General features: G+C 71.1%; 6 protein-coding genes, 1 tRNA gene and 1 rRNA gene. 2 read left to right on the plus strand and 6 right to left on the minus strand.

The window, feature by feature from the left end; all coding sequences use genetic code 11:
* Positions 1–20: 20 nt before the first annotated feature.
* The 4 genes from AB0D45_RS28060 to AB0D45_RS28075 all read right to left on the minus strand — a co-directional run bounded on the left by AB0D45_RS28060 (position 21) and on the right by AB0D45_RS28075 (position 10,582).
* Complete coding sequence (locus tag AB0D45_RS28060) at positions 21–917, minus strand: RodZ domain-containing protein (RefSeq protein ID WP_361601051.1); 897 nt, start codon at positions 915–917, stop codon at positions 21–23.
* Between the two features lie 244 nt (positions 918–1,161).
* Complete coding sequence (locus AB0D45_RS28065) at positions 1,162–3,945, minus strand: DNA translocase FtsK (RefSeq protein ID WP_362464034.1); 2,784 nt, start codon at positions 3,943–3,945, stop codon at positions 1,162–1,164.
* 174 nt (positions 3,946–4,119) lie between these two features.
* Positions 4,120–4,800, minus strand: a complete 681-nt coding sequence (locus AB0D45_RS28070; protein ID WP_361601045.1) for a response regulator — start codon at positions 4,798–4,800, stop codon at positions 4,120–4,122.
* A gap of 235 nt (positions 4,801–5,035) precedes the next feature.
* Positions 5,036–10,582, minus strand: coding sequence for a HAMP domain-containing protein (locus AB0D45_RS28075; RefSeq protein ID WP_362464037.1), 5,547 nt, complete (start codon positions 10,580–10,582; stop codon positions 5,036–5,038).
* Between the two features lie 186 nt (positions 10,583–10,768).
* On the opposite strand from AB0D45_RS28075, the gene AB0D45_RS28080 reads away from it, so the two are divergent.
* Positions 10,769–13,291 carry a SpoIIE family protein phosphatase gene (locus AB0D45_RS28080; protein ID WP_361601039.1) on the plus strand — a complete coding sequence of 841 codons (2,523 nt, stop codon included), beginning with the start codon at positions 10,769–10,771 and terminating at the stop codon, positions 13,289–13,291.
* A gap of 111 nt (positions 13,292–13,402) precedes the next feature.
* Positions 13,403–13,834 (plus strand): VOC family protein, encoded by a 432-nt coding sequence (locus tag AB0D45_RS28085; protein ID WP_362464040.1) that lies wholly within the window; start codon positions 13,403–13,405, stop codon positions 13,832–13,834.
* 117 nt (positions 13,835–13,951) lie between these two features.
* Here the strand turns inward: AB0D45_RS28085 and AB0D45_RS28090 are convergent.
* Positions 13,952–14,027: transfer RNA gene (locus tag AB0D45_RS28090), tRNA-Thr, on the minus strand.
* 5 nt (positions 14,028–14,032) lie between these two features.
* Positions 14,033–14,125 (minus strand): 5S ribosomal RNA (gene rrf / locus AB0D45_RS28095); the annotation flags it as partial.

Below are 14,125 nucleotides of genomic sequence, written 5' to 3' on the forward strand. Positions count from 1 at the left end.
AATCTTCTATTCCGTGCTGGTCAGCCCGCCTGGGCCTGGCCCTGGCGCGGGTCGTCCTTGGTGTAGGTGAGACGTTCGACCTGTCCCGACTCGAACCTCTCCTTGATCTCCTTGCCGTTCACGAACAGCTTGACGGCTCCGGCGTCGCCGAGGACGAGGTCCACGGACTCCTTGTCCGTGAAGGTCTTCGACTCGCCCAGCGCGAGGGTCCCGTCGAAGAGGAGCCGGCCGCTGTGGTCCTTCGCGGAGACCCAGCTCTCGCCCTCGTCCGCCGTCAGGACGACGGTGACGAGGTCCTTGGGGGCCGCGGCGATGGCACTGTCCGAGGGCTCGGGCTTGGGTGCCTTGGGGGTCGGGGCGGCCGGCTGCTTGCCCGCGGACTGCTTGGGCGCGGGCTGCGGGGAGGAACCTTCCGCCACCGACCGCTTGGACGGCTCGTCGCCGCCGCCGAAGGCGGTGAAGCCGACGAAGCCGATCACGGCGACGATGGCGGCGACCATGGCCGCGGTCCAGTTGGGCCGCTGCCGCTCGGGGCGGATCCGCTCGGCCTCGAACATCGGCGCCGCGGGGGTGGGGGCCGGCCGGCCGCCGTGGGCGGCGTCGTAGCTCTCGACCAGGGGTGCCGGATCGATGTGCACGGCGCGGGCCAGCGTACGGATATGGCCGCGGGCGTACACGTCGCCGCCGCACCGCGTGAAGTCGTCCTCCTCGATCGCGTGCACGATGGGGATGCGCACGCGGGTGGAGGAACTGACTTCGTCGACGGTGAGCCCGGCGGCGATCCGGGCCTTCTTGAGGGCCGTTCCGATGGACGGCCCTTCGACGGAGCGCTCGATGATGCGGTCCTCGGACTGGTCCTCGGACCGGTCGGTCGAAGGCCGCTCTTCTTCGGGGGAGTTGGAGTTGCCGATGGACACAAGGGCGCCTTTCGAGCGTGTAGCCACCTGCTGGATGTCCAGTCTAGGGGGGTGACGAAAGGGTGGGGCAACCGGAGGGTCCGCTTCCTACGCCATCCGAATGGCGAAGCGCGCACCCGCCGGTGTCTCCTCAACTTGACGCGCGCCCAGGGGAAACGGTTGCCGCCCGATCCGGCGGCGATCCCATTCGGTCGGGTGAGCCCGGCGGACACCCGTTCCGGCATCCGGGGCCCCCGGATCCTGCCTAGGGCGCGTCCTCGCCGCGGATCACCGCGAGGACGCCGTCGAGCTCGTCCGGCTTCACCAGCACGTCGCGCGCCTTGGAGCCCTCGCTCGGTCCGACGACCCCGCGGGACTCCATCAGGTCCATGAGCCGCCCGGCCTTGGCGAAGCCCACCCGCAGCTTGCGCTGGAGCATCGAGGTCGAGCCGAACTGGGTGGAGACCACCAGCTCCGCCGCCTGGCACAGCAGGTCCAGGTCGTCGCCGATCTCCTCGTCGATCTCCTTCTTCTGCTTCTGCCCGACGGTGACGTCGTCGCGGAAGACCGGCGTCATCTGCTCCTTGCAGTGCCGCACGATGCCGGCGATCTCGTCCTCGGTGACGAAGGCGCCCTGGAGGCGGACCGGCTTGTTCGCGCCCATCGGCAGGAACAGCCCGTCACCCTTGCCGATCAGCTTCTCGGCGCCGGGCTGGTCGAGGATGACCCGGCTGTCGGCCAGCGAGGAGGTCGCGAAGGCGAGCCGCGAGGGCACGTTCGCCTTGATCAGACCGGTCACCACGTCCACCGAGGGCCGCTGGGTGGCCAGCACCAGGTGGATGCCGGCCGCGCGGGCCAGCTGGGTGATGCGGACGATCGAGTCCTCGACGTCGCGCGGGGCCACCATCATCAGGTCGGCGAGCTCGTCGACGATCACCAGCAGGTACGGGTACGGGCTCAGCTCCCGCTCGCTGCCCGGCGGCAGCGTGATCTTGCCGTCCCGGATGGCCTGGTTGAAGTCGTCGATGTGCCGGTAGCCGAAGGCGGCGAGGTCGTCGTAGCGCAGGTCCATCTCGCGCACCACCCACTGGAGGGCCTCTGCGGCCCGCTTGGGGTTGGTGATGATCGGCGTGATCAGGTGCGGGATGCCCTCGTAGGCGGTCAGCTCGACCCGCTTGGGGTCGACGAGGACCATCCGGACGTCCTCCGGCGTGGCCCGCACCATGATCGAGGTGATCAGGCAGTTGATGCAGGACGACTTGCCGGAGCCGGTGGCGCCCGCGACCAGCACGTGCGGCATCTTCGCCAGGTTGGCCATGACGTAGCCGCCCTCGACGTCCTTGCCGAGCGCGACCAGCATCGGGTGGTCGTCCTCGGCGGCGTCCGCGAGCCGCAGTACGTCGCCCAGGTTGACCATCTCGCGGTCGGTGTTCGGAATCTCGATGCCGACGGCCGACTTGCCCGGGATCGGGCTGATGATCCGTACGTCCGGGGAGGCCACGGCGTAGGCGATGTTCTTCGCCAGCGCCGTGATCCGCTCGACCTTCACCGCGGCGCCGAGCGTCACCTCGTACCGGGTCACCGTCGGGCCCCGGGTGAAGCCGGTGACCTGCGCGTCGACCTTGAACTCGGTGAACACGTTCGTCAGCGAGGCGACGACCGCGTCGTTGGCGGCGCTGCGGGTCTTGCCGGGGCCGCCCTTCTCCAGCAGCTCCAGCGAGGGCAGGGCGTACGTGATGTCCCCGCGCAGCTGGAGCTGTTCGGCGCGCGGCGGCAGCGGCTCGGCCTTCTCCGGCGGCGCCTTCGTCAGGTCCGGCACCGACAGCGTCCCGGAGGCGGCGGCGGTGCGCTCGTGCGGCGCGCCGGAGGGCTCCGCCGGAGCCGGGGCGGCGGGCCGCTCCTCGCGGGCGGTCGGCACCGCGGCGGTGACCTCCGCCCCCTCCCCCCGGCCGGAGATCCCCTGGGTGAGGTCGGCGACCAGCGGGTTCGGCGGCAGCCCCCCGTAGACCACGCCGTCCAGCGCGGCCGCGGCCGCCGCGGCCACGTCGACGGCGTCCGGCTCCCGCTCTCCCGGCCGCGCGGCGCTCCGCCGGGGCCGGCGCCGCCGGGCCAGGGCCGCCTCCTCGGCCTCGTCCGCCGCACCGGCACCACCCGGGCCGCCGGGGCCGCCGCTGCGGGCCCGCCACTGCCCGGCGTCATGCCGGTCGGGGCGTTCGGGCCGGCCGGCGACCTCGTACTCCCCGTACCCCTCGTCGTACGCGCCGGCCTGGACGACCCCGAGCCGGATCCCCAGCCGGCGCAGCCGCTGCGGGACCGCGGCGACCGGGGTGGCGGTGACCACCAGCAGCCCGAACACCGTCAGCAGCACCAGCATGGGCACGGCCAGCGGCGCACCCATCGTGAAGATCAGCGGCTTGGAGGCACCCCAGCCGATGAGCCCGCCCGCGTTCTGCATGGCGGTGGTGCCCTCGTCCCGGCCCGGCGCCCCGCAGGCGATGTGCACCAGCCCGAGGACGCCGATGACCAGGGCGGACAGGCCGATGCCGATGCGCCCGTTGGCGTCGTTCTGCTCGGGGTGGCGGATGAAACGTACCGCCATGACCCCCAGCAGGACCGGCACGAGCAGGTCCAGGCGCCCGAACGCCCCGGTGACCAGCATCGTCACCAGCTCCCCGACGGGCCCGCTCAGGTTCGACCAGGTGCCGGCGGCGACGATCAGCGCGAGGGCGAGCAGCAGCAGCGCCACACCGTCCTTGCGGTGCGCCGGGTCCAGGTTCCTGGCCCCCCGGCCCAGCCCGCGGAACAGCCCGCCGATCGCGTGCGCGAGACCGAGCCAGCACCAGCGGACCAGCCGCACCACTCCCCCGGTCGGCGACGGCGCCGGCCTGGCGGCGACCTTCTTCACCGGGGGGCGTCTGGCCCCAACGGCCTTCTTCGCGGGGGGCTTACGCGGGGCCGCCTTCTTCGCCGGCGCCGTCGTACGGCCGGTGCGGCCCTTCGCGGCGCCCGCGGTGCTCTGGGAACCCTTGCCGGACGTACTTGAGGCCATGGGCCCGAGGTTACCCGTGCGCACGCCGGTGGACACGCGTGCCCACCCCTTCACCCGTTCGTGTCGCCGTACGGGCAAGGGCTTTGACGCCCCGGCAGAACCGCCGCCCGCCAACGGGAGCCCGGAGGCGGACCGCCGCGCCGGCGGGGACGGGGGCGTACGGCCCGGACCGCCTCAGCTCTGGGCCGGCAGGACCGGCGCTCCTCCGCTGGCTCCCGGCTCCAGCGCGTCCAGTGCCCGCCGCAGACCGGTCAGCTTGCGCTCCAGGTGGGCGGCCGTCGCCACCACCGCGGCTTCCGCCGAGTCCTCGCCGAGCTGCTTGGTCAGCGCCTCGGCCTGCTCCTCGACCGCCGCCAGCCGTGCGGAGAGCTCGGCCAGCAGACCGGCCGTCTCCCGGCTGCCGTCGCCGTTGGTCCCGCCGCCCTCCAGCTGGAGGCGCAGCAGCGCCGCCTGCTCCCGCAGCTGGCAGTTCTTGGTGTAGAGCTCGACGAACACCGAGACCTTGGCGCGCAGCACCCAGGGATCGAACGGCTTCGAGATGTAGTCCACCGCGCCCGCCGCGTACCCGCGGAAGGTGTGGTGCGGACCGTGGTTGATCGCGGTGAGGAAGATGATCGGGATGTCCCGGGTCCGTTCGCGCCGTTTGATGTGCGCGGCGGTTTCGAACCCGTCCATGCCCGGCATCTGGACATCCAGCAGGATGACCGCGAAATCGTCCGTGAGCAGCGCTTTGAGCGCTTCCTCCCCGGAAGACGCCCGGACCAGTGTCTGATCGAGCGCGGAGAGGATGGCCTCCAGCGCCAGCAGATTCTCCGGCCGGTCGTCGACCAGGAGGATCTTGGCCTTCTGCACCATGCCCTGTCCTCCTCGCCCCGGCATGGGGCCTCCCCGGCTCCTGGCTCCGGCGTGCGCGCCGGGCCCCGCCCCAGAGGACGGCATCCTTGCGCCGTCCGTCCTTGTGCCGGTCATCGTAGCCCCAGTCCTCAGATCGCCACACCCTGTCACCAAGATGTCACTGTGCACGTAGCGGAAACGTGAGGGGAGGCCCGAAGGTTCCCCTCCGGGCCGCCGCCCGCGTCCCGCCCTCCGATCACTTTCCTCGCATGTGCTGTTCCATGACCGACAGCAGGTAGTCGGGCTCGACCGGCTTGGTGACGTAGTCGGAAGCCCCGGAGTCGATGGCCTTCTCCCGGTCGCCCTTCATCGCCTTCGCCGTCAGCGCGATGATCGGCAGCCCCGCGAACTGCGGCATCCGCCGGATCGCCGACGTCGTCGCGTACCCGTCCATCTCCGGCATCATGATGTCCATCAGCACGACCGCCACGTCGTCGTGCTGCTCCAGCACCTCGATGCCCTCCCGGCCGTTCTCCGCGTAGAGCACCGCCAGCCCGTGCTGCTCCAGCACGCTCGTCAGGGCGAAGACGTTGCGCACGTCGTCGTCCACGATCAGCACCCGCTCGCCGTGGAAGTCGTACGAACGCGGCGGCGCCGGCAGCGGCTCCTGCACGTCCCACGCCGCTCCGTCGACCTGCCCCGGCACCTCGGTGCGCGGCTGCGGACCGGCCGCCGGCTTGCGCCGGCGCCGGAACAGCGCCGAAGAGCCCGGCCCGGTCGCCTCGGCCACCGGCAGCGCCTCCCGCACCGGAGCCTCCTCCACCGGCGCGGCCGGCAGCGCCGCGGGCAGCGGCTGCGCGGCGGGCAGCGCCTCCGCGGCCGTCCTGCGGTACTCCCCGCGCGCCCCGCCGGGCGTCGGGGGCGCGTACCCCTGCGGCGGCAGCTCGCTCGGGTGCAGCGGCAGGTACAGCGTGAAGGTCGAGCCGCGGCCCGGCTCGCTCGCCGCATGGATCTCACCGCCCAGCAGCCGGGCGATCTCCCGGCTGATGGACAGCCCCAGCCCCGTACCGCCGTACTTGCGGCTGGTCGTCCCGTCCGCCTGCTTGAACGCCTCGAAGATCACCAGCATCTTGCTCGCCGCGATACCGATCCCGGTGTCGGTCACCGAGAACGCGATCAGGTCGGCGTCCGCCTCGCGCAGCGACCCCGCCTCCAGCAGCTGCTCCCGGATGGCCGTCGGCACGTCCGACCCGGCGGGCCGGATCACCAGCTCCACCGCCCCGTTGTCGGTGAACTTCACCGCGTTCGACAGCAGGTTGCGCAGCACCTGGAGCAGCCGCTGCTCGTCGGTGTGCAGGGTCGCGGGGAGCTCCGGCGAGACCCGCACCGAGAAGTCCAGCCCCTTCTCCGCGGTCAGCGGCCGGAAGGTGGCCTCCACGTAGTCCACGAGCTGGACCAGCGCGATCCGCGTCGGCGAGACGTCCATCTTCCCGGCCTCGACCTTCGACAGGTCGAGGATGTCGTTGATCAGCTGGAGCAGGTCCGAGCCCGCGCCGTGGATGGTCTCCGCGAACTCCACCTGCTTGGGCGAGAGGTTCTCGTCCGCGTTGTCGGCGAGCAGCTTGGCCAGGATCAGCAGCGAGTTCAGCGGCGTGCGCAGCTCGTGCGACATGTTCGCGAGGAACTCGCTCTTGTACCGCATCGAGACCGCGAGCTGCTCGGCACGCTCCTCCAGGACCTGCCGGGCCTCCTCGATCTCGGTGTTCTTCACCTCGATGTCCCGGTTCTGCTGGGCCAACAGCTCGGCCTTCTCCTCCAGTTCCGCGTTGGCGGCCTGGAGGGCCTTCTGCCGGTTCTCCAGCTCGTCGGAGCGCTCGCGCAGCTGCTCGGTCATCTCCTGGGACTGCTTGAGCAGCATCTCCGTCTTGGAGTTCACCGAGATGGTGTTGACGCTCGTACCGATCATCTCGGCGATCTGGCTCAGGAAGTCCTTCTGGATCTGCGTGAACGGCGTGAAGGACGCCAGCTCGATGACACCGAGCACCTTCCCCTCGAACAGCACGGGCAGCACGATCACGTGCGCCGGCGGGGCCTCGCCCAGCCCCGAGGAGATCTTCAGGTAGCCGGGCGGGGTGTTCTCGACCAGGATCGTCCGCTTCTCCTCGGCGACGGTGCCGATCAGCCCCTCCCCCGGCCGGAACGAGATGGGCATCTGGGCGCCCGCGTAGGCGTAGCTCCCGCGCATCCGCAGCTCGTACGAGCCCTCCGCGCCGCCGTCCGTCCCGATCTCGGAGGTCCCGCCGGCCGGTACCGCCAGGAAGAAGGCGCCGTGCTGCGCGGAGACCACGGGGGTCAGCTCGCTCATGATCAGCTTGGCCACGTCGTCCAGGTCCCGGCGGCCCTGCATCAGGGCCGAGATCCGGGCGAGGTTGCCCTTGAGCCAGTCCTGCTCCTTGTTGGCCAGGGTGGTGTCGCGCAGGTTCACGATCATCGTGTTGATGTTGTCCTGGAGGACCTGGATCTCGCCCGCCGCGTCCACGTCGACCTTCAGGCTGAGGTCGCCGCGGGTTACCGCGGTGGCCACCGCCGCGATGGCGCGCACCTGCCGGGTGAGGTTGCCGGCCATCTCGTTCACGGACTCGGTCAGGTCCCGCCACGTGCCGTCGACGTCCCGCACGCGGGCCTGTCCGCCGAGGATGCCCTCGGTGCCCACCTCGCGCGCGACCCGGGTCACCTGGTCGGCGAAGGAGGACAGCTGGTCGACCATCGTGTTGATGGTCGTCTTGAGCTCCAGGATCTCCCCGCGCGCGTCGATGTCGATCTTCTTGGTCATGTCGCCCTTGGCGATGGCGGTCGTGACCATGGCGATCTGCCGCACCTGCCCGGTGAGGTTGGACGCCATGAAGTTCACCGAGTCGGTGAGGTCCTTCCACGTACCGGAGACCCCGGGGACGTGCGCCTGACCGCCCAGGCGGCCCTCCGTGCCCACCTCGCGGGCCACACGCGTGACCTCGTCCGCGAAGGACGACAGCGTCTTCACCATCGTGTTGACGGTGTCCGCGAGCTGGGCGACCTCGCCGCGCGCCTCCACGGTGACCTTCTTGGTCAGGTCGCCGTTGGCCACCGCCGCCGAGACCTGCGAGATGTTGCGCACCTGCGAGGTCAGGTTGTCGGCCATCAGGTTGACGTTGTCGGAGAGGTCCTTCCAGATGCCGGTCACCCCGCGCACCCGCGCCTGCCCGCCCAGGATGCCCTCCGTGCCCACCTCACGGGCGACCCGCGTCACCTGCTCGGCGAAGGAGGACAGCTGGTCGACCATCGTGTTCACGGTGGTGACCAGTTCGAGGATCTCGCCCTTGGCGTCGACCGTGATCTTCTTCGACAGGTCGCCCATGGCCACCGCCGTGGTCACCTCGGCGATGTTGCGCACCTGGGACGTCAGGTTGTTCGCCATGAAGTTGACGGACTGGGTGAGGTCCTTCCAGGTGCCCGAGACGCCCTTGACCTCGGCCTGGCCGCCCAGGATGCCCTCGGTGCCCACCTCGCGGGCGACCCGGGTGACCTGCTCCGCGAAGTTCGACAGCTGGTCGACCATCGTGTTGAGGGTGTTCTTCAGCTCCAGGATCTCGCCGCGGGCGTCCACGTCGATCTTCTGCGACAGGTCGCCGCGCGCCACCGCCGTCGCGACCTGGGCGATGTTGCGCACCTGGCCGGTCAGGTTGGAGGCCATGAAGTTCACCGAGTCGGTCAGGTCCCGCCACACCCCGGCCACGCCGGGCACCTGCGCCTGACCACCGAGCCGGCCCTCGGTGCCCACGTCCCGCGCCACCCGGGTCACCTGCTCCGCGAAGGCGGAGAGCTGGTCGACCATCGTGTTGATGGTGTTCTTCAGCTCCAGGATCTCGCCTCGGGCGTCCACGTCGATCTTCTGGGACAGGTCGCCGCGCGCCACCGCCGTCGTCACCTGGGCGATCTGGCGCACCTGGGAGGTCAGGTTCCCCGCCATGAAGTTGACGGAGTCGGTGAGCTCCTTCCAGGTGCCGGAGACCCCCTCGACCCGGGCCTGGCCGCCGAGCCGGCCCTCCGTACCCACGTCCCGCGCCATCCGCGTGACCTGGTCGGCGAAGGACGACAGCTGGTCCACCATCGTGTTCACGGTGTTCTTCAGCTGGAGCATCTCGCCGGAGACGTCCACCGTGACCTTCTGCGACAGATCGCCGTTCGCCACTGCCGTGGTCACCTGCGCGATGTTGCGGACCTGCCCCGTCAGGTTGCGGAAGGCGGTGTTCACCGAGTCGGTGAGGTCCTTCCACGTACCGGCGGCACCGGGCACCTGCGCCTGGCCGCCCAGCTCGCCCTCGACGCCGACCTCACGGGCCACCCGCGTCACTTCCGCACCGAAGGACTGCAGCTGGTCCACCATCGTGTTGACGGTGTTCTTCAGCTCCAGCATCTCGCCGGCCACGTCCACCGTGACCTTCTGCGACAGGTCGCCGTTCGCCACCGCGGTCGTCACCTGCGCGATGTCCCGCACCTGCGTCGTCAGGTTGCGGAAGACCGTGTTCACCGAGTCGGTGAGGTCCTTCCACGTACCCGCGGCGCCGGGCACCTGCGCCTGACCGCCGAGCAGGCCCTTCGCGCCGACCTCGCTGGCCACGCGCGTGACCTCGTCCGCGAAGGTCCGCAGGGTCTCCGTCATCTGGTTGATCGTTTCGGCCAGCTGCGCGACCTCGCCCCGCGCGCTGACCCGCACCTTCTGCGACAGGTCACCGTTCGCCACGGCGGTGGTGACCTGCGCGATCCCGCGCACCTGCGCCGTCAGGTTCCCCGCCATCGTGTTGACGGAGTCGGTCAGGTCCTTCCACACGCCCGCGACCCCGGGCACCTTCGCCTGGCCGCCCAGCTCGCCCTCCGTGCCCACCTCGCGGGCGACCCGCGTCACCTCGGAGGAGAACGAGGACAGCTGGTCCACCATGGTGTTCACGGTGTTCTTCAGCTGGAGCATCTCGCCGGCCACGTGCACCGTGACCTTGCGCGACAGGTCGCCCTTGGCGACCGCCGTCGTCACGAGGGCGATGTCACGCACCTGAGCGGTGAGCCGGTACGCCATCGTGTTGACGGAGTCGGTCAGGTCCTTCCAGGAGCCGGACATTCCGCGGACCTGGGCCTGACCGCCCAGCTTGCCCTCGGTACCGACCTCCAGCGCCACCCGCGTCACCTCGTCGGTGAACGCCGACAGCTGGTCGACCAGGTTGTTGACCGTACGCCCGACCTTCAGAAACTCTCCGCGCAGCGGATGGCCCGCCCCGTCGGAGGCCTGCGTACGCAGGTCCATCCGCTGGTCCAGGTCGCCCTCGGCCACCGCCGACAGCACCCGGCCCACCTCGGACACCGGCCGCGCGAGGTCGTCCACCAGCTGGTTCGAGGCGTCGATCGCGGCCGCCCAGGAGCCCTCGCAGGCCCCCGTCTCCAGCCGCTCGCTCAGCTTGCCCTCGCGGCCCACCGTGCGCCGGACCCGGGACAGCTCCCCGGTCAGGTGCAGGTTCCGGTCGGCGACCTCGTTGTAGACGGCGGCGATCTCCGCCATCACGCCTTCGCCGGAGACCGTCAGCCTCTTGCGGAAATTCCCGTCCCGCATCGACACCAGGGCCGTGAGCAGACGGTTCAGAGCCGCGCTGTCGACTTCCGTCGTGCCGCCCCGCCGGGACCGCCCCCCTTTGGGGCGCGTTCCCGTACGCCGCACCGCTGCGCCAGACTCCACCGTGTCCCTCCCGAAAGGGTCGACCGCTGTTCCACCGGACATCCGGCTGTCCAAGAGCCGGCTGTCCAAGCCTGCCCAGTGTTTCACCCCGGCCGAACCCGGCCATAACACTTCGGCACCATCGCACACCGCCCGCACCCCGCGGGTGGAATCCCCGACGACGGCCTCCTGGCGAGCGCGAAGGTAAGTAACCTGGCATCCGATGTCCAACCGCGTCGAAGGAGACTCGTGATCACGGCACGGGCGGCTGCCAGTTTCGACCCCCAGGGGCGGTCCGTCGCCGCCGCCCGCGCGTTCGTACGCGACACGCTGCAGGGCTGGGGGTTCGCGGACATCATCGACGACGCGGTGGTGCTGACCAGCGAACTCGTCACCAACGCCGTGGTCCACGCCGGAACCCGCGCCGAGGTCCTGTGCCTGCGCGCCGAGGACGGCGTACGCGTCGAGGTCGCCGACCGGTACCCGGAGCGCGAGCTGCCGCTGGCGCACCCCGGTGAGCGCCCGTACGCCGATCCCGACCGCGAGAGCGGCCGCGGTCTGATGCTCTGCGCCGCCCTCGCCACCCGCTGGGGCGTCGAGTACACCGCCACGCACAAGCACGTGTGGTTCCGCCTGGACCTCCCGGACCGGCCGGTCGGTACCCGCTCCGCGGGCCCCGTCGTCGCGGACCAGTTCCTGCCCCTGACCGACAGCCGCGTCCGCGTCGCCGTCCTCCAGGTCGACGCCACCGACGCCGTCTCCTCCTGGAACGAGGACGCCGAGCACATCTTCGGCTACCCCGCCGAGAAGGTCCTCGGCCGCCCCCTCGCCGAGCTCGCCGCCTGGCCGCAGACCCCCGGCACCGGTACCGGCGTCGCCGAGGCCCTGCGCCTGTCCCGCTGGGAGGGCAGCTACGGCATCCGCGGCGCCGACGGCCGCGTCATCCCCGTGTACGCCTCCCACCTGCGGGTCCGCGACGCCCACGGCGAGCCCTCCATCGTCTGCCTGCTGGTCCACGACGACGAGCGCGCCCTGCTCCAGACCCCCGTACGCGTCCCCTCCTCGGACGGCCAGCACGCCGATCCCCGCCCCGCGGACCCCTTCGAGGTCTTCATCGGCTCCCCCGCCCCCGACGACCTCGAGGGACTCCTCCAGCGCACCGTCGAACGCGCCCGTGACATGCTCGACGCCGACTCCGCCTTCCTGCTCCTGGCCACCGACGACGAGACCGAGCTCGAGGTCCGCGCCACCACCGGCCTCCCCTCCACCCGCCAGCGCTTCGCCCGGGTCCCCGTCGAGGCCGGCACCAGCCGCTACGGCTCCGCCCGCCTGCCCGCCGTCCACGACGACCTCGCCGTCGTCCCCGGGGCCGTGCCGCTCCTGGAGGCCACCGGCATGCGCTCCGTCGTCACCGTCCCCCTCAAGGTCGAGGGCCGCCTCACCGGCTCCCTCGGCGTCGCCGCCGAGGTCCCGGGCCGCTACACCAACGAAGAAGCCCTGCGCCTGCAGTTCGCCGCCGACCGCATCGCCCTCGCCGTGGAGTCCGCCCGCCTCGGCGAACTGGAACGGCTGCGCCGCGGCTCCCTCTCCTTCCTCGTCGAGGCCTCCGACCTGCTCGCTGGCACCCTCGACCGGGACCAGACCCTGGCCCTCATGGCCCAGATGACCGTCCCGACCCTGGCCACCTGGTGTGCCGTCTACACCATCGCCGACCAGACCTCCGACCCCTACCTCGCCTACGTGCTGCACGAGGACGAGGAACGCATCGACGGTCTCAAGGCCCTGCTCTCCCGCGTCAGCCCGCCCGAGCCGGTCCGCGAGGCCGGAGCCCGCCCCTGGCCGGGGGCGACCACCGCGGTCGGCGGCGAGACGGTCGTCCTGCCCCTCCTCGCCCGCAACCGGGTCATCGGCATGCTGACCCTCGGCAAGCCCACCGGGGAGCACTTCCGCCAGGAGATCCTCGAACTCGCCGACGACCTCTCCCGCAGGGCCGCCCTGGCCCTGGACAACGCCCGCCTCTACTCCGAGCGCACGGCCATCAGCCGCTCCCTCCAGCGCAGCCTCCTGCCGCCCGGCTCCCCCGCCATCCCCGGCATGGAGGTCGAGGTCATCTACCGCGCCGCCGGCGAGGGCAACGAGGTGGGCGGCGACTTCTACGACGTCTTCCCGATCCGCGACGGCGTGTACGGCTTCGCCATCGGCGACGTCTGCGGTACGGGCCCCGAGGCGGCCGCCGTCACCGGCCTGGCCCGCCACGCCCTGCGCCTCCTGGCCCGCGAGGGCCTGGGCGGGCCGGCGGTGCTGGAGCGGCTCAACGCGGCGATCCTCGACGAGGGCGCCCGCAGCCGCTTCCTCACCCTCCTGTACGGGGAACTCCACCCCCAGCCCGACGGCGGCGCCCTGATGAAGGTCGTCTGCGCGGGCCACCCCCTCCCGCTGCGCCTGCGCCCGGACGGCCAGGTCACCCCGGCCGCGGAACCGCAGCCGCTGCTCGGCGTGATCGACGACCTCGACCTCTACGAGGAGACGCTGACCCTCGACCCGGGTGACGTCCTGCTCTGCGTCACGGACGGCGTCACGGAGCGCCGCGAGGGCACCCGCATGCTGGGCGACGACGGCCTGGCGGAGGTCCTGACGACCTGCACCGGCCTCACGGCGGGCGCGGTCGCCTCCCGCGTCCTGCGCGCGGTGGAGCGCTTCGCGGCGGAACCCGCCTCGGACGACATGGCCATCCTCGCGTTCCGGGTCCCCCAGCAGCGCGAGGGCTGCTGAACCACCCGCCCCTGCGGCTGCGGCACCTCAAAGTGCCGCACCCCCAAGGGCTGTCCCGTAACCGATCCACCCACCCGGGGAGATGAGCAGGGGCCCTGTTATCGTGCGCCGATGTCAACGATCAAGCAGTTCCAAGTGACCTTCGACTGCGCGGAACCTGCGCGCCTCGCCGCCTTCTGGTGCGAGGTGCTGGGGTACGTCGTACCGGCAGTCCCGGAGGGTTTTGCCACGTGGGAGGAGTACCACCACTCGCTGCCGCCTGAGGACGAGGTCTACTTCGCGTGCGCTGATCCCTCGGGTGTGGGCCCGCGCGTGCTCTTCCAGCGAGTTCCCGAAGGCAAGGTCGTCAAGAACCGGGTGCATCTTGATGTGCGGGTCGGCACAGGGCTCGTGGGTGACGAGCGCCTGGCCACACTCGAGGCCGAATGCGCGCGGCTGATGGCGCTCGGCGCGAAACACGTGCTGACGCAGCGCGCCGATGGAGTCAACGAGTCATGCATCACGATGCAGGACATCGAGGGCAACGAGTTCTGCCTCGCCTGATTCTCCTCCGGTTGCGAGGGGCGAGCTGTCTCCAGATCACAATCTCTAGGGCGGCTCGCCCAAGCCGGCTCCCGGAAACGCAAAAAAGCCCCCGCCTGATGGCGGGGGCCTTCTTTGTGGAGCCCTTTAACGGAATCGAACCGTTGACCTTCTCCTTACCATGGAGACGCTCTACCGACTGAGCTAAAAGGGCGGGTTGTTCGGCGGCGTCCTACTCTCCCACAGGGTCCCCCCTGCAGTACCATCGGCGCTGAAAGGCTTAGCTTCCGGGTTCGGAATGTAACCGGGCGT

Source organism: Streptomyces sp. NPDC048352, assembly GCF_040651895.1.
GTDB lineage: Bacteria > Actinomycetota > Actinomycetes > Streptomycetales > Streptomycetaceae > Streptomyces.